Origin of the sequence: Pseudaminobacter soli (ex Li et al. 2025) (assembly GCF_029892515.1) — a bacterium.
Taxonomy (GTDB): domain Bacteria; phylum Pseudomonadota; class Alphaproteobacteria; order Rhizobiales; family Rhizobiaceae; genus Pseudaminobacter; species Pseudaminobacter soli_A.
Window position 1 is genome coordinate 63165 of sequence record NZ_JARXVF010000014.1, and the last position, 16917, is coordinate 80081.

A 16917-nucleotide genomic window follows, 5' to 3' on the forward strand; every position below is an offset into this window, starting at 1 on the left:
TGCCTCCGAATACTACCGAGGGAAGTTTTATCCCATCACGCCAGCGCGGAAACTGAAACCTGCAGACCCCTTGCGGAAGGGCGCAGAGTCGAATCTATTGAATTGCACAGAATATCTGCAGACTGGCGATTGCGATCATTCATGATTTCACCGAGAGAGTTTGGGGCAATCAAGGCGCTTATCGCAGTGCTTTTGATAGTCGGTTCAGCTTACCTTGCTCTAAACAGCGGTTACATCAAGAACCGAAAGGCGTTCGCCGCTTACGAAGCCCAAAGCTATGTCGAGGCATTCAATCAGTGGAAGGGGTTGGCGGAGGCAGGCGACACTTATGCGCAGTACAATCTGGGAGCGCTATATTCACATGGACAAGGCGTCGCCCAGAACGACACAAAAGCGGCATACTGGTGGCGCAAGGCTGCGGAAGCTGGCGATGTAAATGCAGCTTATGGCCTCGGCAGATCGTATCTTTCCGGCCAGGGCGTCCAAAAGGATTTTGGAACAGCCTCACAATGGATTCGTAAGGCCGCTCAGGCGGGACAGATTGAGGCTCAGTACTTCCTTGGCTACCTATATGCCCAAGGAGCAGGGCTGCCTCAGGACGACCGTTTGGCGATCGAATGGTTGCGCAAGGCTGCAGATCACGGATATGCGCAGGCACAGTACAGTCTCGGCACATACTATGCTGTGGGGAAAGGCGTGCCGAACGACGACGTCCAAGCTTTCGCGTGGACGGCCAAGGCGGCCAATCAGGGCCATCGAAAAGCGCAGCTAAACATCGCGGTAATGTACGCGCTTGGCAGAGGAGTATCAGCGAACGACGCTGAGGCTGCAAAATGGTTCCGTAAGGCTGCAGAACAGGGTGATCCGGAGGCCCAGTTGCAACTTGGGTTCAGCTATTCGGATGGCAAGGGCGTACCCCAGAGCAGTTCGTCCGCAGTCTTGTGGTGGCTCAAGGCCGCAAATCATGGCAATGCCGAGGCCCAGGCGAAACTGGGCAATACGTACTATTACGGTGAAGGCGCTCCCAGAAACATCGAAGCCGCCCTGAGTTGGTGGCGCAAGGCCGCGGATCAGGGCAATGCTGTCGCACAGATAAATCTTGGCGCAGCGTACTACGACGGCATCGTCGTGGAGAGGGACTACGAAGAGGCTGCCCGTTGGTTCACCAAGGCAGCTGCTCAGGGCAATGCCGACGCCCAATCTCGTCTGGATGCAATGAGACAGAGGAAACTGATACCTGAGCAAGGGACCCTGTAGGAGTTCCGCGAGCTTCGCAGTTGCTCATTTTGCACCGCGCACAAATGAAGGTACAAAATACGAGGCATAGCTGCAGTCCCTAGGGCTATTATTGTTGGGCGTAAAATCCTCCCAGTTTTTGCACTGGGCAGATAGAAAGACGGCAGCAATACTGTAAGCTATTAATATTGCAGAGAAATAAATACCGACATATTTCAGCATACACTATCTCGCGTGAAGCGCCTCATCCCGTTTTTGACTCAGCGCATAGAGCAGGAAGCCAGCAACTTGGATAGACGTAGCAAGAATGCAACACTTCCTGCTAGATCGGCAAAGATGCATGAGCATCACTGATGCTTGATCTTCTGGATCTTCTCGGCAGCCTGACGACTTGGATGACGGACGGCCGCTGGTCGAAACACCGCGGATGGCTCACCATCCAGGCGGCTGTCTTCCTAGTTCTTACTGCATTCACCATTTACGTGATATTTCGCAGCATCAAGTAGTCGGCATACCGTCAGGCGGCTTTCGCCAGCCTCATCGCCTGGTGCGCAGAGCTTATCGGGACGCCCTGCTTCTTCAGCCATGAGCCCCAATGACCGTGCGGCAAGGTGGCTTTCACCTCGATCAGCCTGCGGCCAAGCGCGATCTTCTCCTCTTCGCGAAGGCGACGCCGGCATGGCATTTCCCGCCCCTTGGCGGCCTCGCTGATGCGCGCTGCGGTCTGCATGCCCGGAGAAGCCTCTCGGCCCGTCAACGTCGCCGAGCGTCGCGCCACAAGGTAAAGCATTCCCGAAAGTGCATGGCCCTGAGGAACAATGCCGCGCAGCTCATTCGCCAGCATCATGAGATGGCCAAAAGGGATCTTGTCGAACAGGTCGAGGAACGCCGACGCATCGTCCTCAATCATGTCGGCGCAAGCCAACACTATGCTGGAGACGGCTTTGAGTGCCATTTCGTCAATGAGCGCATGGTTGCCTTTGCATTCCATCAGAACGGTCAACACGAGGCGAGCATGCGCTTCGCCATGGTTGCGAATAAGCCGGCCGATCGTGGCTACCGCCCTGGTCTCGCCGGGCCCTGGATAGGCAGACTTCGAGATAATCCGTACCGAAAATTCATCGCACAGAAATTGCACTTGGGGATCAACGATCATGCCAGCCAGTTGATCAGCCATTGCCACGCGCCTCGCCATAAGCCGTTTGCAGCAGTTCGCCGGCGCTCATGATCGCCAGGCAATATTCGTTTCCGAAGCCCTGCCAGAGTGTGTAGGGAATCGCGATCTTCACCACGTCGCCGTCCTCCTTCTCGAACTGAATTCCGACCCATTCACCCTGGGGTGCCGGTCCGATCTGGCATCCGACAATGTGGTGCTTCCTGAAATCCCCGAACTTCTCCTGAAACGCGGCCTGGTTTGCCCGCACGCCGGCCGCGTGCTGCTGGCCGTGCGTCGGGATCGTGGCGGGATCGAATAGCTCGTTCGCGTCGCTCATCTGTACCATCCCGGCTTGCGGCCTACGGAAATCCTGGTCTTGCCGGCGACGTGACGCTGCAGCTGCGCGGCAGTTTCTGCGGGCGACATCAAGCCTGTGAAGACCTGCGTGCCGCCCTGCGTGTGAAGATGCAGGTCGAAGGATTTCATCGCTGCGCCGCCGCCAGCCGACGCCAGCGCGTGCTCGACAAGGCCGCCACTGGCGAACTGCGGAATGTTGAAGCTTGAAAGCCGCGCGCGCAGCCCATTCACGATCCCGCCGCCTGAGAAGCCTTTGATCGCTGGCATGAGGCCGCGGTTCAAATCGGCGAAGAAATCGACGCCGAACTTCCGCACTGCCGCCGCCTGGACGACAAACTCGCCGACGCTCAACCATGCCGGGATGCTATCGCTGGTCGATGTGCCCGGACCTGACCCGAGGAAGCCGCCACGCGAGAAGCCGCGGCCAGAGCGCGACGACGAGGACGAGGAGGCGGAGGATCGCAGCTTGGAGGCCTCGGCAGCTGCCTGACGTAGAGCGGAAATGATGCTGTTGATCATGGTGGTGATCTCGCCGCTCATCTGTCGCACCGTCGCAGCCAGGGCAGAGAAACCACCCTGAGCCACACCCTTGATCGAGGTGAGGATCGCGTCGATCTTGCTGGGCAGATCCTCGAAGGGCTTCAGGATTGCGTCTGCGGCCTGGGCAGCAGTGCCGTTGTCGATGTTGCCAATTCCAGCCAGTGCGGTCTGCACCTGTCCGGCGGCCTGCTGAGCGGCCGGTGCGATCCGGTCCACGTCGGCAACGACGCTATCGACGGCAGCCGTGGCCGTGTCCGATCGAAACGCTTCCGGCACCGACCTGATGGCGCCCGCGACCTCCGAGGAAACGCCCTGAATTGCTTGGCTGGTCTGCGATGCGGATTGCTCGAGATCGCCTAGGGAAGTCTTGGACTGATCGACCGCCCGAGCAACGCCGTCGACGAACTCATAGACCTGCTTGACTGGGCCGTTGGCACCGAACTTAGTGACGGTGATGGTCTTGCCGAGATCCTCGACCTTGGCATTGGTCTGCGCGACCGCTTCGCCGGCGGTCCTGATGTCGGTGGCGCTGTTCTTAATCGAGTCGGAATAACCGGCAATGCCAAGCGCAGCTTGACGCTGTGCAAACTGGGAGTCGGTGATCGCGCCAGTATACAGATTTATCCAGTTGGCGCTCTCGGCAGCATCCTGGGCGAGCTTATGAGGCGCCTGTGTCAGATCAAGAAACTGTTGCGCCAGTTTGCCAAGTTCCGGGCTGGCCGCGCCGAGCCTCGAAACCTCCTCACGAAATGCCTGCACATCCCGTGTGTTCTTGAACTGCTTGAACACTTCAAAGAGCTTATCGGCGGCATGAGGCAGGAGGCCGTCGAACTGTTCAATCGCATTGATCGCGTCATCGATCGCCGCAGAGAGGCCCTTGTTGGCAGCTTCCTGAGACAGGCGCGCCTGGATCAATGCCTGATCCTTCACCTGCTGCGTCATCTCCGCGACTTTACGGCCGGCCTGGTCATAGGCGTCCCTGACCTTGCCCACCAAATCCTGGTGGACCTGCAAGGCTCGCGTGGCTTCACCTGTCCGGGTCGCCCAAAGCGCGATTCCGCCGGCAACACCCGCAAGCGCGATTGTCCACGGGTTGGCCAGCATCGCCCGGCTGAGTAGGGCAATCGCCTCCACTGCAAGCATGATCGTCGATTTCAGCAGGCGGAAGCCGCCGATCAACTGGATAAGCGACGCGGTGAGCAGCAGCTGCCCGCCCGACAGATTGGTGCCGAACAGACTGTTGATCGCCGCGGTGACGCCTGTGGCAGCCTCACGGACCAGTTTGAAGGCGGGCAGCACCACGCCATTGACCACCGAAAGGGCATCCTTGCCGAACTGGACGATCGAGTCCCGCCATTCGATGATCCAGCGGTTCTGAACGTCGGCGTCTCGCCCGCTGAGCGCGGCGAAGAAATCACCGACCAGCACGGTGGCCTGCCGGATCGCGCCATTGGCGAAGTCGAGGATAGCGGCACGGTTGCGGACGATCATATCGCGCAGCGCCTTGGTGCCAGTCGTGATTGCCGGCGCAAACAGCAGCCCCATCTGCATGCGGACGCCGCTCACGGCCTTGCCGAGCCCGGTCAGCGTGTCGTTCATGTCCTCGGCGATCGCCACCTGTTCCTTGGTGAAGACGATCCCGAGCCGCTCAGCCTCCTTGCCGAGGTCGATCAGCCCCTGCTTGCCGGCATTGAGGAACGGCAGCATCTTGGCGCCGCTCTTGCCGAACAACTCCATGGCCAGCGCCGACTTCCTGGCACCGTCAGGCATGCGCTTGAACGCCTGCGCGACGTCCTGAAGGACGGCCTCGGTCGGACGAAGGTGACCCTTGGCATCACGGAGCGAAACGCCGAGCCGCTTGAACAGATCGGATTCGTTCTTCGATCCCAATGCAGCCGCAGAGATGGCCTTGTTCAGGCGCGACATGCCGGCACCGAGCTCTTCCTGAGACAGGTCAGCGAGTTTTGCCGCATAGGCGAGCCTGCCGAAGGCATCGACTTGCATGCCAGCGGCCTGGGCAGCCTTGCCGGCGGAGTCGGCGGCTTCCGCCCCAGACTTGGCCATGACAAGCACAGCAGCACCGGCCGCGCCGGCTGCGGTCGTGATCGCTCCGAAGGCCAGCGCGAGGCGCTTGCCGACGGTGGCAAGATCGGCGCCGACGCGGTTTAGCGAGGCACCCAGCTTGGCGAAATCCGCCTGTTTGGTAGCCGCTTCGATCTTCTGGAACGCCTTCTCACCGACCTCGCCAAGGGCCTTGAGCTGGGCTTTCATTTCCTCGCCGCCGTCGAAGGCGATGCGCTGGCGGATTGTCTGACGTCCGGACATGATTTCAGGCCTCCACGTTCTGCAGGCCCGGGATCGGTTCCGGCGCTGCCTGATTGGGGTCGAGATAGAGGATGCGGTCGGGAAGCGGCGAGAGCCCGAAGTCGCTGCGCAGTTTGCCACTGGTCGCGTTGGAGGTGAGCTTCGCCTTTACCGCCTGCACCTTAGCACGGCTTGTGAGGCGCGGATTCCCCTGCAACATGCACGCAATCACACCCGCAGTCAGTGGTGAGCCGTAGGAAGTTCCGGTCCCGGTGCGCCAACTGCCGACACCCATTACGGAAGCGGCGGCCTGCCTGACACGTTGCGATGGAGCGAGAATATCAACCGCAATGCCGTAATTGGTGCCGTAGGTGGGGAGCCCGGAAAACCCGACGTTGTAGGCGTAGTATGGGAGGTCAGCCATCCCGCTGCCCCCGACGCACACGGCGTCTGGTGCCATGGCCGGCAAGACATCGCCCGTCGATAGATTTACGGCATCGTTGCCAGCAGAGCCGACCATGACAATGCCGGCGTCGATGGCGCCGGCTATGGCGTTAAGAACGGCTGTCGACGTGGCAAAGGAGAAGGAAACGTTGCAGACAGCCGGTCGGTTGGTGCCGGCCCTTCCGTTGTAGTGGGTTAGCATCTGCCCAATGGCCGCAATCAGCGCTGAAGGGGCGCTGTTGCCGTTAGGTGCCTGACCAATCTTTAGACCCCAGACAAGGGCTCCTCGCGCGATACCAACCTCATCCCCAACTGCACAGGACGCCACCGCCGTTCCGTGCCCAACGTCGTCTCCTTTGCCGCCTGACGAGAAAAACTCGTAGATGTTTGTCGCTCGTCCGCCGAAGCAGGGGCGGGCCGTGTCTATGCCCGTATCCATAACGTAGACATCGACTCCGGTGCCGTCGCGATTGCAGCGGAAATAGGTGTCAATTGGGTGCTGTAGCCGATCGACGTTCCACGGTGCCCGGCGCCGGATGATACGCGGCAGCGCCCACGATCCCTGATCCAGCATCACGTCAATGGTGATCGCTTGCTCGGCAGGCTTACCCGTAAGATCATCGGGCTCGATGCTTTCAATGCCGGGATGATCCTTCAGGGGGAAATCGGCGGGCGTCGTGCCTTCGATCCTGAAGATGCACGGCAGGCTCTCAAAGTCGGCCCAGGTCAGCCCCGATGCGTCGAGCGCAGCAATCCATTCCCCGCGATCCTGCTCCTGCTTGATGACGACGAGGACGCCCATCAGATACTGGCCTCCACGACGTTCATGGAAAAGAAGGTGCGCGGCTCGTTGACTATCGTTCGCGAGCCGGTGATTGAATTGAACGCATACAGCAATTCGAAATAGTCACCCGCAGAAACCGCAATAACACCGGTCGCCAAGCCAACTGATCCGTTGGAAAAGCCGGTCGACATCCCAGAACTAGCGAAATAGGTCGTTCCGTTCTTTCGGATGACTGCGTAGTTATTGGTGGCAGAGGAAGCCGTTGATCTGACCCCTCCGGTGAGAGATACCTTTGTTACCCCAACCGGAACGATCAGGCGCGTAGGTGCCCCCGACGACCAGATTGAATCCGTGTTGAAGTCCGCTGACTGCCAAGAGATCGCGTTCTCGTTAGTGTCTGGTACAACCAACGTTCCGGTTCTCACAACCCGCGCTCCCCTATGTGGAACGCTCGATGGCACCACCGTCGGACTGGTGTTGATGGCCGTCTTCAGGTTTGCGAAGCTGACGAAGCGAGAGTTGCCGTCAGCGTCGACAACATAGAGGCCCTTCGCGCCAGCCACCTCGGCCGAAGTAAGGCCGGTACCACCGCCGAGCTGCAGGAGTTCCTTGCCGAGTTCAATGGTCATGAGGCGTCTCCAAGCTTGAGTGCGCCGGTCTCTGTCCCGGACAGCAGCAACGCAGTTGGTTGATCTAGCTCGTCGATCGACGAGAGAAGCAGGGCAAAGGCCTTGGTGGGCGGTGGCGTGTCTTTGCTGACACGCTTCGTCCCGTAGCCGAAGCTGTAGCCGCCGAGTCCAAGTCCCATCCGAAACATGGTCTGGCCCTCCTACTGCATCGTTGGCGCGACGTTGGTGCCTGACAACGGGCGCCGCCAGCGAGCCCATGCGCGCTCCTCGGCTCGCCCCATCGGGCCCATCCCTTGCGCGGCCGCAAACTCATCCGGCCGGCGTGCCGCAAGTCTTTCCCTCGCCTCGATCCGAGCCTCGCAATCGGTCTCCCTCACTGCGAAGAGACGGAAGAACACCACCCACTCATTGAACTCGACGTCGATCGGCATCAGATCGCCCCCTTGCCTGCCTCAAGCCCAAACCGCTTGTTGACGCGCTCGATTACCTTGTCCCAACTGTTGGCCTTATCGGCGCTGGCCGTGCCAGCGCTCGGTGGCTCTGCGATGGCTGGGCCTGCCAATGCTGCCGGAACGGCCGGTTCCTTTTCTTCGGTGCGGCGGCTTTCGTTTCTGGGGGAAGGCTGCGTGCGCCTGGCGTTGTCCAAGCGTTCCTCTTGGGCGAGTTTTTGGTGTCGCCGCATGGTGGCTTCCAGGCACGCGCCCGACGGCTCCGAGCGTAGTTCAACAACATTGGCCCGCTGCTCTTCGGTAAGGGCCATGAAGCCTTCGTAATTGCTGGTTGCGTCGAAGAACGCGATTAGGTCCTCGCGCTCTGCAAAGCCGGATAGATCGCGGTGTTGGACCGCCGCGCGCCAGTGCGAAGGGAATGAGCTTGGCATCGTCATTGGGGGACCTCTCCGTTGATCTCGGGGATGCCTATGGACTGCCTCTTTGTCGTCGGCTCGAACAATGTGGCGGCGGAACCCCCCTGGCGGTTTCTGTCTCTAGAAAAGCGTCGCGCTGCCGCCCCACCCGCATTGGTTTTTGGCTCGGAAGGACCCGCAGTCGGGCCGGAAAGATCGCCGGCGGGCGCCAAAGCCATAGCGCGTGTTCCGCCGGCATTGCCGCACGAGCCAGGAGACACACCCCTGCGGCAATTCAAACTGTGAACGAGCCCTGCCGACGTCATGCGGCCTGCTCCTCAACATCGCCCGGAACAGGGGCATCAACTACCTCGTCCTCGACCGGGATGAATTCGACGCGCACTTCTCGCCGATCCTCACGCGATACCGGAATGTGCTGGGCGACTGCGGACAGACGGGCAAGAATGGTGCGAACGTCATTGGAGGGTGTGACAGCTCGCCAGATCGGACCATCGTCGCCAGCAAAGCCAGGCAGGTTGATCCCAGCCAGGCGATCTGGGCGGACCATCATTTCCGCCTCGAGGTACTCGCGCCTGATGAAACGCCGCTTCTCGAAGACGCATCCGAAGCCGGCATCATTGACGACGCCCGTCCGGCCATGATCCATCCGGTCGAGCTTTGACCACAGCGCCTCGGGCGCGATGCCGCACTGGTTGATATTGTACCAGCGATCCACCTCTTCTTCGCTCACGATCTTCTGCGGCAGACCGGCCTTGCCACGCGCTGCAAACTCGGGATCGGGCAACGGATCTTGGCCCGCAGGCAGATCGCCATTGGCAAGTTCAACCGCAGCCGTGGCCTCAGCCAGCGCGCGGATGAGTTCGACGATGGCCGCCGCGTGCCTCGGATATTCATCGGCAGCCCTGGCCGCGGCGAGTTCGCCCGCCTTCTTCGCCGCTCGATATCGGGCGAGCCTTACGCTGTCCGCCTCGGCAGCCGCAGCTTCGCGCAGCCGCTTTTCAAGTTCGTCTTTGGCCGCCAGGGCACGCTCGATCTTCCTGTTTGCCCCCGTGATCTTGCTCTCGATATCCTCCAATTCCCTGTCGCTGCCATTGAGGAGGATGCGGCGGCGGTCCGCCTCCAGCTTGTCCGCAGCAGATTCCAGCTCATCGATATTGAAACGGCTTAATGCAGCCTCAAGCTCGGCCACCGATGATTTCGGTTTGGCGATCAGGTTGATAACTTTGTCGAGCACATCCATGCCAGCGATCCTTTCTGACAAGAAAGATACGCGCGCACGCGGCCACTTTTGAGCCCTTTAAACGGGCAAAACGGGCGCCCTTAAACGGGTAAAACGGGCATTATTTCCAGCCCATTAGCTTGTCCAGGAGGTGCTTCGAAATCTCGTGGCGACCGCCTTTGTAGCGCCCGATCTTGTGCTGGCGCGCCCAGCGCCGGAGGGTTGACTCATCGACGCCTACCAGCCCCGCAGCGCGCTGTGCAGTCAGCCATGGCCCAAGGTCATCGCTCGGCTCAGGCACGGCCGCGTTCAGCTTGGCGGCGAGTTGCGCCTCCAAGCTCGCCAAATACGCACGGGTCGCGGCGATGTTCTCCTTGAGAGGGCCGAGATCGTCGGCGTCGGTCATGCCGCCTGCCTCCCGAATTTGTCCAACTCACTGAGATAAAGCCGCCACGCCTGCAACTTCACCACGAGCGGCGGCATCTCCATGTCGGGAACGCCCTTCCGGCGAAGGAACGCCTCTGCTTCATCCGTTGTCGGAAATGGCTCAATCGGCTGCTCAGTGTCGGTACCGACTTCTCGCGCGTGTGCACGCGCAGGCGCTAACCCTTCCTCATAGCGTTCTTCATCTGATGCTGATGCTGATGGGCATTGCTCAAGCATTGCTTCATGCATTCCTTGTTGCATCCCGCAAGCATTGCTTGGAGCATTGCCCCGAGCATTTTTGCCCCATCTGGCCTGTGCTGCCCGTTGGCTTTTCTCGATCGCCTTCACTCGCTTGTCGGCCGCGGATTCCCGCTCCTGGTCGAGGCGGGGCAAACGCCATCCGTCCTCGAAAAGGCTGCAGATGGCTGATCGCACCTCATCCCACCGATCGACATCAACGCCAGTTATGCGCATCAGCCGGCCGTCGTCGTCGGGCAGCCCGCCATGCTGCCAGTAGTGGCGACGCAAACGCTCATAGGCTCCGAACTCCTCGGCGGTGAGATGGCCCGTGAGGGCCGTCTCTGTTCCGATATAGGTTTTCATCCACGCAAGATCTGTCATCTGCCAGCTCTCCGCATCAGGGCCCCGGCATGATCGGCATGGGCATTGCCGCGGCGAAGAAGGTCGAGGGCGCGCTTGGCGTGGTACAGCGCCAGGATGGAGCGGATCAGCCTCATGACCGGCCTCCGCCTCTGGGTAGCGGATAGGTGCAGAACACGGTTTCGCTCCTACCGTCGGAGCTAGGTGCCGCATGCCACTTGCTTGGCTTGTCCCGCTGAATGAGCAGCGCGAAGTTGAAATCCTCTTCGATCGCAGCGTCGTAATGGTGACCGGTGATCTGCTCCATGAGGCGGTGAGCCTCGTTGAGGTGCCATCGGACTTGCTCGTCAGGCGTCATCGTGGGTTGAGGTTCGGCGGCCACCGGCAGCGGAATAGCCACTGTGGCGCCGACAGCGGCGGTGTGACGGAGGAACAGGCGGCGGGTGATGCTCATGCCATCCCCCTCTCATAGCACTTGCTGATCTGCTCGCGGCGGACACGGCGATAGAGATCAAGCGTTCCGTCCCGGTCATCTGCGTGGAGGAAGGCGGTGACCAATTTGACGTTGTCAGTCGCTTTGCTGAAGGCGACGGAGAGGGCGGCGACGGCTTCCTTGGTGATGCCTTTCTGCCAGCCCTCGTCGAGGAAGCGGTCGAACAAGGAAAGGAGAGCGAGCGCATCGCGGAGGTCGTCGAGTGGCCCCTGCATGCAGTACGGGATTGGGAAGTCTGGCGCCGCCGGTGCGGCTGTGGTATTGGTCTGCACGTTCATTTGCTTATCCCCCAAGGGTTTGCTGGAACCACGGTCCGGATCGGTTGCCGCCGATGCCGGGCCTTTCTGTTTCTGGATGGCATCAGACATCGCGGATGCCACCCGTTTCGTTGGGGCTGGCGAAATTCGCCACTTCGCGCTTGGCCGATGCGCTGGACGCATGGAATGGGTTGACGCCCATTCGAAACGGCCAGAGCGGGCAATTTACCGTCACGCACTTGCGAGCTTCGGCAACGTTGGCGCCGGAGCAGTCGATGCACTTGGCGCGGATTGCCTTGATCGGGCTCTCCGCATGTTCCAGCAGGCGAATTTCCGCCAGTGGAATTTCGCGAGGATCGCGCCCTATGAGAGTGCCCGCATCTGCCTCATAGGGCGATTTTTCGAGGAATATCCTCCGGTCGGGCTTAGCCATGGCTATGCGGCTCTCCCGATGTTTGCCCGCAAACCAAGCCTCTCCGCCAGCGGCGCGATCGGGACCATGATCTTGCCTCCGATTCTGATGGTTGGAATGTCGCCACGCTTGGCAGCATCGTAGGCTGCGTTTCGGGCGAGCCCGAAGAACAGCCTGCCGGCATCGGGGACCGAAATGGTCGGCCGGGATAGTGCATCATTCAGCGTCATACGTAGTCCTTTCAGGGTAGTTATCGGCGCTACTTGTGCCGTTTTTGACTGTTAACTATGCTTTGGACTGTGTCAATGGCCACTTGTGCCTTTTGTGCCGATTTTGTATAGTCGCGGGATGAAAGCTGACGAACCGAGACAAAACCGCATTCCATTCATGATGTCGGACTCCGAGCTTTCGGCCGTCGACGAATGGCGGTTTTCCAACCGAATCGGAACCCGCGCAGAAGCGATACGGCGGTTGTGTCAATTAGGGTTGGCCGCCGACAAAGCGGTTCCTGGTATCTGGCACTTGGTTCGGACTTTCACCGACCGGGAGTATTTAGCGCTGATGGACATGGCGAAGCCGGAGGCTTCCGCCGACGAGCGCTCATCAGTGATGCGCGAGATGGAACAAGATGGGGATCGCGCGCGCTTGATCTTGGGGACGCTTTTGCTGTTTCGGACGCTGCTGTCCTACAGGTCAGGCGAATCGTTCGACGCCTCACTCGCTCTCGCCGAACTCGCTGATGACGAAATCAAAGCCGAACTGGCCTATGCCTTAAGTCAGCTTAATGGAGACCAGCGATGAAAGGCCATCTCCGCGAACGCAGCCCCGGCAAATGGGCCATCGTCCTTGACGTTGGCGAGCCAGATCCGAAGACAGGCAAGAAAAAGCGGAAATGGCACAGTTTCACCGGCACCAAGAGGCAGGCGCAAGCAGAGTGCGCCAAGCTGATAACCACCCTTAAAGAAGGCAACTACGTCGAGCCGAGCAAGCAGACGGTGGGCGAGTTTCTGGACGAGTGGCTGACCTTCATCAAGCCGACCGTGGCGCCCAAGACTCACGAACGCTATGCCGAAATCTGTCGGAAGAGCATCGCGCCCCTGATTGGCGAAGTCATCCTATCAAAGCTGAAGACGGACAGGATCGACGGCGCATTTTCAAAAGCGCTCACAGAGGGCCGCAGGGACGGGAAGGGCGGTCTTTCGCCCCGTACGGTCCACCACATGCGCCGAGTGCTTATCAAGGCGCTGGGGCAGGCTGTGACGTGGGAAAGGTTATCCCGCAATCCAGCTTCTGCGACGACACCGCCGAAGGTCGAGCGCCAGAAGATGCTCGCCTATGACGCCGGGCAGACGGCAGCGCTCCTGGAAGCCTTCCGGCCAACACGAATGTTCATCCCCGTGGTGCTTGCCGTAATGTGCGGGCTGCGCCGTGGCGAGGTGCTGGCGCTGCGGTGGCGCAACGTCGATCTCGACGGCAAGTCGCTGGCGATCGTAGAGAGTGCCGAACAGACAAAGGATGGGGTTCGCTACAAGGAGCCGAAGTCGGGGAGGGCGCGCACTGTTGCCCTGTCCTCAACCGCAGTGGCCGAACTGAAGGCGCATAGGGCGCGGCAGGCGGAGGAGCAGCTCAGGCTTGGCATCCGTCCCGATCGAGATAGCTTCGTCGTGGCCCAGGTCGATGGCAGCGCATTGCAGCCGCGGTCGCTCACTCACGAATGGGTGCGGCTGTTGGCGAAGACAGATCTCCCGCGCATCCGCTACCACGATTTGCGCCACACACATGCAAGCCAGATGCTGGCAGCCGGCGTGCATCCGAAAGTGGCTAGCGAGAGGCTGGGGCACTCGTCGATCGGGATCACGCTTGACCTATATTCGCATGTTATGCCGGGAATGCAGGCAGATGCTGCAGAACAAGTTGACGCCGCGTTGCAGGCCGCTATAAGCGCAAGTCAGAAAACCAAATAGTTGCAAAGTGCGTAGCAAACGGCATTTCGACTAACCGGCGAAAAGTCAAAAAGCGCTTAGAATACAACTAGTTGGAGGGATGGCCGAGCGGTTTAAGGCACCGGTCTTGAAAACCGGCGTGGCAGTGATGTCACCGTGGGTTCGAATCCCACTCCCTCCGCCAAATTTGTCTGTAAGAAATTGATTTTTATGCACTTTTATGAGATGGGGCCTGTGGTGCCCATGTGGCGTAACGTGGTGGTGCAGTAAAGCAAAAATGCCCTATCCGTCGCAGTGGACTTGGCTCTTGCCTTCTTCCGCGCCACGCGAAATTTGGGTCGCGCATGAGCGCAGGGTTGAACTGACCGAGCGCTACGTCGATCGACTCCCTGGATCCCAGATGGATGTACGCCACGCCGCGCAAATAGTAGTCGTAGGCGTCGAGGCTTTCGGTTGGCTTGCGTTTCGCGCGCTCGATTTCGGCCCGCTCGAGCTGCGCGGCGATCGCGCCGACGACGGCCTCGGTGACCTGATCGTGTAGCTCGAAAATATCGTCGAGCGCGCTTTCGAAGCGCTCGGCTCACAGATGCGCCCCGGTGGTCGCATTGATTGGCTGCCCGCTGATGCGCACCTTGCGCACGTGCCCGCAGATGGCGTGGTCGCAGGTTCGCGAGACGTCGCGGAGGTCCTGTCACCTCGGACGGGCTCAACCTCTTCTGCGGCATGTCGATCAGGTACGAGGACCCCACGGTGAGTTACGCCCGTACGGGCCGCGCCCCGATCGAGGAGACGGTCACGTTCGTCGGTGGTTAGCCGCAACCCTCTGATCGACCATTGTCCGGTTTCATTGGATAGTTCGGTGCATCTGCTCACGGCAGCAAGCGGCCCGCTGATATTGGCACGACAGACGAGCGCGTCTCAGATCGGTAAGTCGCCTTGAGCTTCGAAATGGAGACGGTTCGAGCCATGCCGCTGGTCGGACAGATTGGCTCTGTCGATGGCTGGCCTCAACCAGTCATGAATGCCTTGTATCCGGTCAGGGCAAACTTGATCCCCATCGCTATCACGATCAAGCCCATGTATCGGGTGACCATATCGTGAGCCAGACTTGGCCCTTTGGGGCTTTTCGATCTGCGTGCAACAAGCAGCAGCAGTACCCAGGTGATGGCCAAGACCACGCATATGCCAGTTAGCGCTGGAAGAGGGATGCCTCTGCGCGAATGCGCCGCCGCGATGGTGATGACCCCGGTGATGGTGCCGGGGCTGGCCGCGAACAGGATCATCGGTGCCAGCGCCGCACCCGCAGCAGATGGATCGGGATTCTGAGTTGCGGGATCGGGCGCGTTGTCCGACCTGGATCCGGACAGCATGGTGAAACCGATGAAGGACAGGACGATCCCGCCAGCCACGGAAAACACATCCAGCGGGATTCCGAAGATGTCGAGTATGCGAGCGCCCGCAAGCGCCGCGATGGTCAGGACCACGGCGATGGTAAGGATCGCCCTTGTCGCATCCGAAACGCGCTGCGCCCCCGTCCGCCCGGCAGTCAGGCCAGTGAACATCATCGCGCAGACCATGGGATTGACCAGCGAGAAGAGGGTGACGATGGCTTGCAGATGATCTTCCATCGGGCGCCCTCATTTCCAAGTGGATCTGGCCATCGAACACGGAATCCAAAAAACGTTGATATCAAAGGGACGAGACATGGCTTGTCGGGTCGTGCGACAGAACGGCTGCCGAGGGCGCGACGCACCAGATCAGCCAAGAATCGCGCCCGTCATCTCACCCGAGGCGGCAGGCTCCCCAGGCTACGATGCTCTGCTTGGTAAAATGCCCTTATCGATGCGCGCGTCCAGAGCTTAGCGGGCTCACATTTTCGGAATGCCCCTGGAACCTCAGCAATGGCGTGCCATATCGCCACTGGATGCTGGCGGCTAACCTGCGGATGAGCCGTCGGCGCCTGGCCCGTCGTCCGCAGATGGCGGGCATTCTTGAGTGGCGCATCCTTCGGCAGGCGCATTTTGCGAAACAAAGGCTAAGGAGGTGACGACCATGCGCACGTTGCTTTTCTCGCTTTCCATGGGCCTCATGGTTCTTACGTTGACGACGGGAGTTGGCGGTGCAACCGGGATCACCGCCCCCACCAATCACCATAATGGTCGCACGGCAGGTGGTAGGACACACGGCAGGACATACAAACGAACCCACGGCATCACGCACCCCCGCTCGACTCACCCTAACGTGAATGCTGCAGATCGTCCCCACGCACACGGTCGCAATCTCCATTAAAACACGGCGGCACCTGCTGGCGGCGCAGCAATTATCCTGAATTCGCCTTTCGCTTCAGGATCCTGGCGCAATGATTACGGCCCGTGCCGTTTAGCGATAGGCCCGTCGTCTCGCCCGAGGCGGTGGGCACTTTTGTCCCTCGATGGCGCGGGCCGGACGGCACCTCCAAGGCGTGCCTTTAGAAATGTCCAATCTCCGGGAATTTTCTCGTTGGCGATGCGTTTGTCTAGGAGGTCCGGTAGAGACCCAACCCCGACGATCATCGCATCAAGGTCAATCCTCCCCCTGCGATCAGCGGGCATTGGGATCCACGGACGATTTCCCTTGGGGAAGACAATGAAACGCTATCTTTCAACACTCGCATGTTCGGGATTGATGAGCATTGGAGCGTCGCTCCACGGTGCTGCGTTTGCCGCGACCTTTCCCAGCTCCATTCCCGAGATTGTCCCGACCGTGAACGCAATAGGCGTGGCTTTCAGGGCTCTTCCGGCACAACCGGTGAACAGCGGCATACACGGCGTCCTTCTACACAAGCAAAACGATGATCCTGGCGGCATGCAGCTCGTCCGCGGCGGTGGCGGTGGCGGCGGACACGGCGGCGGCATGGGCGGCGGCGGCAGCACGGGCGGAGGCATGGGCGGCAGCAGCACGGGCGGCAACAGCGCCGGCGGCAGCGGCATAGGTGGCGGCGGTGTAGGAGGCGGCGGCTTCTTTGGGTTCGGCCAATATCCGCGTCCTTACTGCAACCCCTATTACGGCCCCTGCTATCCAGGATATCGTCGGGGATATTAAGCGCGTCCGGTAAGGTCGGCCGCTCCTAGCGGTTCAGGCCATTTTCTCGCCAAACACTGGCCCGTCGTCTTACCCGAGGCGGCGGGCTTCTCTTTTGGGGCGGGAACTGTCAAGCGCAGAAAAGTGCCCCGGATAGCAAGCTCCAGGCTCTAACGATGCGCACAAAGGATC

At 60.4% G+C, this 16917-nt stretch carries 21 protein-coding genes, 1 tRNA gene and 1 pseudogene; 7 read left to right on the top strand and 16 right to left on the bottom strand.

Annotation, left to right across the window (positions count from 1 at the left end):
* Positions 1–141 precede the first annotated feature (141 nt).
* Positions 142–1257 (top strand): tetratricopeptide repeat protein, encoded by a 1116-nt coding sequence (locus M2281_RS28575; protein WP_280824597.1) that lies wholly within the window; start codon positions 142–144, stop codon positions 1255–1257.
* 332 nt (positions 1258–1589) lie between these two features.
* A complete protein-coding gene (locus M2281_RS28580; protein ID WP_280824598.1) occupies positions 1590–1742 on the top strand; it encodes a hypothetical protein in 153 nt (50 codons plus the stop codon).
* A gap of 11 nt (positions 1743–1753) precedes the next feature.
* On the opposite strand, the gene M2281_RS28585 is transcribed toward M2281_RS28580, so the two are convergent.
* The 14 genes from M2281_RS28585 to M2281_RS28650 form a co-directional block, all read right to left on the bottom strand.
* Positions 1754–2413, bottom strand: a complete 660-nt coding sequence (locus tag M2281_RS28585; RefSeq protein ID WP_280824599.1) for a DUF3102 domain-containing protein — start codon at positions 2411–2413, stop codon at positions 1754–1756.
* Complete coding sequence (locus tag M2281_RS28590; protein ID WP_280824600.1) at positions 2406–2729, bottom strand: hypothetical protein; 324 nt, start codon at positions 2727–2729, stop codon at positions 2406–2408. Before M2281_RS28590 ends, M2281_RS28585 begins: the two co-directional genes overlap by 8 nt.
* Positions 2726–5614, bottom strand: coding sequence for a hypothetical protein (locus M2281_RS28595; protein WP_280824601.1), 2889 nt, complete (start codon positions 5612–5614; stop codon positions 2726–2728). The genes M2281_RS28590 and M2281_RS28595 overlap by 4 nt, the downstream gene beginning before the upstream one ends.
* 4 nt (positions 5615–5618) lie before the next feature.
* Entirely contained in the window at positions 5619–6839 is a 1221-nt protein-coding gene (locus M2281_RS28600; RefSeq protein ID WP_280824602.1) for a S8 family serine peptidase, read from the bottom strand.
* Positions 6839–7450, bottom strand: coding sequence for a hypothetical protein (locus M2281_RS28605; protein WP_280824603.1), 612 nt, complete (start codon positions 7448–7450; stop codon positions 6839–6841). Before M2281_RS28605 ends, M2281_RS28600 begins: the two co-directional genes overlap by 1 nt.
* Positions 7447–7638: a hypothetical protein gene (locus M2281_RS28610; RefSeq protein ID WP_280824604.1), complete on the bottom strand. Its 192-nt coding sequence runs from the start codon at positions 7636–7638 to the stop codon at positions 7447–7449. The genes M2281_RS28605 and M2281_RS28610 overlap by 4 nt, the downstream gene beginning before the upstream one ends.
* 12 nt (positions 7639–7650) lie before the next feature.
* Positions 7651–7881, bottom strand: coding sequence for a hypothetical protein (locus M2281_RS28615; RefSeq protein WP_280824605.1), 231 nt, complete (start codon positions 7879–7881; stop codon positions 7651–7653).
* A complete protein-coding gene (locus tag M2281_RS28620; protein WP_280824606.1) occupies positions 7881–8336 on the bottom strand; it encodes a hypothetical protein in 456 nt (151 codons plus the stop codon). Before M2281_RS28620 ends, M2281_RS28615 begins: the two co-directional genes overlap by 1 nt.
* A gap of 280 nt (positions 8337–8616) precedes the next feature.
* Positions 8617–9555, bottom strand: a complete 939-nt coding sequence (locus tag M2281_RS28625; protein WP_280824607.1) for a hypothetical protein — start codon at positions 9553–9555, stop codon at positions 8617–8619.
* 100 nt (positions 9556–9655) lie between these two features.
* Positions 9656–9940, bottom strand: a complete 285-nt coding sequence (locus M2281_RS28630; protein ID WP_280824608.1) for a helix-turn-helix domain-containing protein — start codon at positions 9938–9940, stop codon at positions 9656–9658.
* Positions 9937–10581 (bottom strand): DUF1376 domain-containing protein, encoded by a 645-nt coding sequence (locus tag M2281_RS28635; RefSeq protein WP_280824609.1) that lies wholly within the window; start codon positions 10579–10581, stop codon positions 9937–9939. Before M2281_RS28635 ends, M2281_RS28630 begins: the two co-directional genes overlap by 4 nt.
* Before the next feature lie 112 nt (positions 10582–10693).
* Complete coding sequence (locus M2281_RS28640; RefSeq protein ID WP_280824610.1) at positions 10694–11014, bottom strand: twin-arginine translocation signal domain-containing protein; 321 nt, start codon at positions 11012–11014, stop codon at positions 10694–10696.
* A complete protein-coding gene (locus tag M2281_RS28645; RefSeq protein WP_280824611.1) occupies positions 11011–11421 on the bottom strand; it encodes a hypothetical protein in 411 nt (136 codons plus the stop codon). Before M2281_RS28645 ends, M2281_RS28640 begins: the two co-directional genes overlap by 4 nt.
* On the bottom strand, positions 11414–11743 hold the full coding sequence (locus tag M2281_RS28650; protein ID WP_280824612.1) for a hypothetical protein: 330 nt from the start codon (positions 11741–11743) through the stop codon (positions 11414–11416). Before M2281_RS28650 ends, M2281_RS28645 begins: the two co-directional genes overlap by 8 nt.
* Positions 11744–12070: 327 nt before the next feature.
* On the opposite strand from M2281_RS28650, the gene M2281_RS28655 reads away from it, so the two are divergent.
* The 5 genes and pseudogenes from M2281_RS28655 to M2281_RS29175 form a co-directional block, all read left to right on the top strand.
* On the top strand, positions 12071–12523 hold the full coding sequence (locus M2281_RS28655) for a hypothetical protein (protein ID WP_280824613.1): 453 nt from the start codon (positions 12071–12073) through the stop codon (positions 12521–12523).
* A complete protein-coding gene (locus M2281_RS28660) occupies positions 12520–13686 on the top strand; it encodes a site-specific integrase (RefSeq protein WP_280824614.1) in 1167 nt (388 codons plus the stop codon). The genes M2281_RS28655 and M2281_RS28660 overlap by 4 nt, the downstream gene beginning before the upstream one ends.
* A 73-nt stretch (positions 13687–13759) precedes the next feature.
* Positions 13760–13849 (top strand) — tRNA-Ser (locus M2281_RS28665).
* A gap of 216 nt (positions 13850–14065) precedes the next feature.
* Positions 14066–14206, top strand: coding sequence for a hypothetical protein (locus tag M2281_RS29335; protein WP_425537826.1), 141 nt, complete (start codon positions 14066–14068; stop codon positions 14204–14206).
* Between the two features lie 91 nt (positions 14207–14297).
* Positions 14298–14478, top strand: a pseudogene (locus tag M2281_RS29175) (nitroreductase); the annotation flags it as partial.
* 194 nt (positions 14479–14672) lie between these two features.
* On the opposite strand, the gene M2281_RS28675 reads toward M2281_RS29175, so the two are convergent.
* Together M2281_RS28675 and M2281_RS28680 are read right to left on the bottom strand one after the other, a co-directional pair.
* Complete coding sequence (locus M2281_RS28675) at positions 14673–15293, bottom strand: MarC family protein (protein WP_280824615.1); 621 nt, start codon at positions 15291–15293, stop codon at positions 14673–14675.
* A 1186-nt stretch (positions 15294–16479) separates the two neighbouring features.
* Complete coding sequence (locus M2281_RS28680) at positions 16480–16680, bottom strand: hypothetical protein (RefSeq protein ID WP_280824616.1); 201 nt, start codon at positions 16678–16680, stop codon at positions 16480–16482.
* Positions 16681–16917 lie beyond the last annotated feature (237 nt).

What these genes read in the sequence shown, in the direction of transcription:
- M2281_RS28600 (WP_280824602.1), bottom strand. Translation starts at nt 6,839, where the DNA reads ATGGGCGTCCTCGTCGTCATCAAGCAGGAGCAGGATCGCGGGGAATGG.
- M2281_RS28580 (WP_280824598.1), top strand. Translation starts at nt 1,590, where the DNA reads ATGCTTGATCTTCTGGATCTTCTCGGCAGCCTGACGACTTGGATGACG.
- M2281_RS28650 (WP_280824612.1), bottom strand. Translation starts at nt 11,743, where the DNA reads ATGGCTAAGCCCGACCGGAGGATATTCCTCGAAAAATCGCCCTATGAG.
- M2281_RS28595 (WP_280824601.1), bottom strand. Translation starts at nt 5,614, where the DNA reads ATGTCCGGACGTCAGACAATCCGCCAGCGCATCGCCTTCGACGGCGGC.
- M2281_RS28645 (WP_280824611.1), bottom strand. Translation starts at nt 11,421, where the DNA reads ATGTCTGATGCCATCCAGAAACAGAAAGGCCCGGCATCGGCGGCAACC.
- M2281_RS28575 (WP_280824597.1), top strand. Translation starts at nt 142, where the DNA reads ATGATTTCACCGAGAGAGTTTGGGGCAATCAAGGCGCTTATCGCAGTG.
- M2281_RS28615 (WP_280824605.1), bottom strand. Translation starts at nt 7,881, where the DNA reads ATGCCGATCGACGTCGAGTTCAATGAGTGGGTGGTGTTCTTCCGTCTC.
- M2281_RS28660 (WP_280824614.1), top strand. Translation starts at nt 12,520, where the DNA reads ATGAAAGGCCATCTCCGCGAACGCAGCCCCGGCAAATGGGCCATCGTC.
- M2281_RS28625 (WP_280824607.1), bottom strand. Translation starts at nt 9,555, where the DNA reads ATGGATGTGCTCGACAAAGTTATCAACCTGATCGCCAAACCGAAATCA.
- M2281_RS28610 (WP_280824604.1), bottom strand. Translation starts at nt 7,638, where the DNA reads ATGTTTCGGATGGGACTTGGACTCGGCGGCTACAGCTTCGGCTACGGG.
- M2281_RS28675 (WP_280824615.1), bottom strand. Translation starts at nt 15,293, where the DNA reads ATGGAAGATCATCTGCAAGCCATCGTCACCCTCTTCTCGCTGGTCAAT.
- M2281_RS28585 (WP_280824599.1), bottom strand. Translation starts at nt 2,413, where the DNA reads ATGGCTGATCAACTGGCTGGCATGATCGTTGATCCCCAAGTGCAATTT.
- M2281_RS28635 (WP_280824609.1), bottom strand. Translation starts at nt 10,581, where the DNA reads ATGACAGATCTTGCGTGGATGAAAACCTATATCGGAACAGAGACGGCC.
- M2281_RS28620 (WP_280824606.1), bottom strand. Translation starts at nt 8,336, where the DNA reads ATGACGATGCCAAGCTCATTCCCTTCGCACTGGCGCGCGGCGGTCCAA.
- M2281_RS28630 (WP_280824608.1), bottom strand. Translation starts at nt 9,940, where the DNA reads ATGACCGACGCCGACGATCTCGGCCCTCTCAAGGAGAACATCGCCGCG.
- M2281_RS29335 (WP_425537826.1), top strand. Translation starts at nt 14,066, where the DNA reads ATGGATGTACGCCACGCCGCGCAAATAGTAGTCGTAGGCGTCGAGGCT.
- M2281_RS28655 (WP_280824613.1), top strand. Translation starts at nt 12,071, where the DNA reads ATGAAAGCTGACGAACCGAGACAAAACCGCATTCCATTCATGATGTCG.
- M2281_RS28640 (WP_280824610.1), bottom strand. Translation starts at nt 11,014, where the DNA reads ATGAGCATCACCCGCCGCCTGTTCCTCCGTCACACCGCCGCTGTCGGC.
- M2281_RS28605 (WP_280824603.1), bottom strand. Translation starts at nt 7,450, where the DNA reads ATGACCATTGAACTCGGCAAGGAACTCCTGCAGCTCGGCGGTGGTACC.
- M2281_RS28590 (WP_280824600.1), bottom strand. Translation starts at nt 2,729, where the DNA reads ATGAGCGACGCGAACGAGCTATTCGATCCCGCCACGATCCCGACGCAC.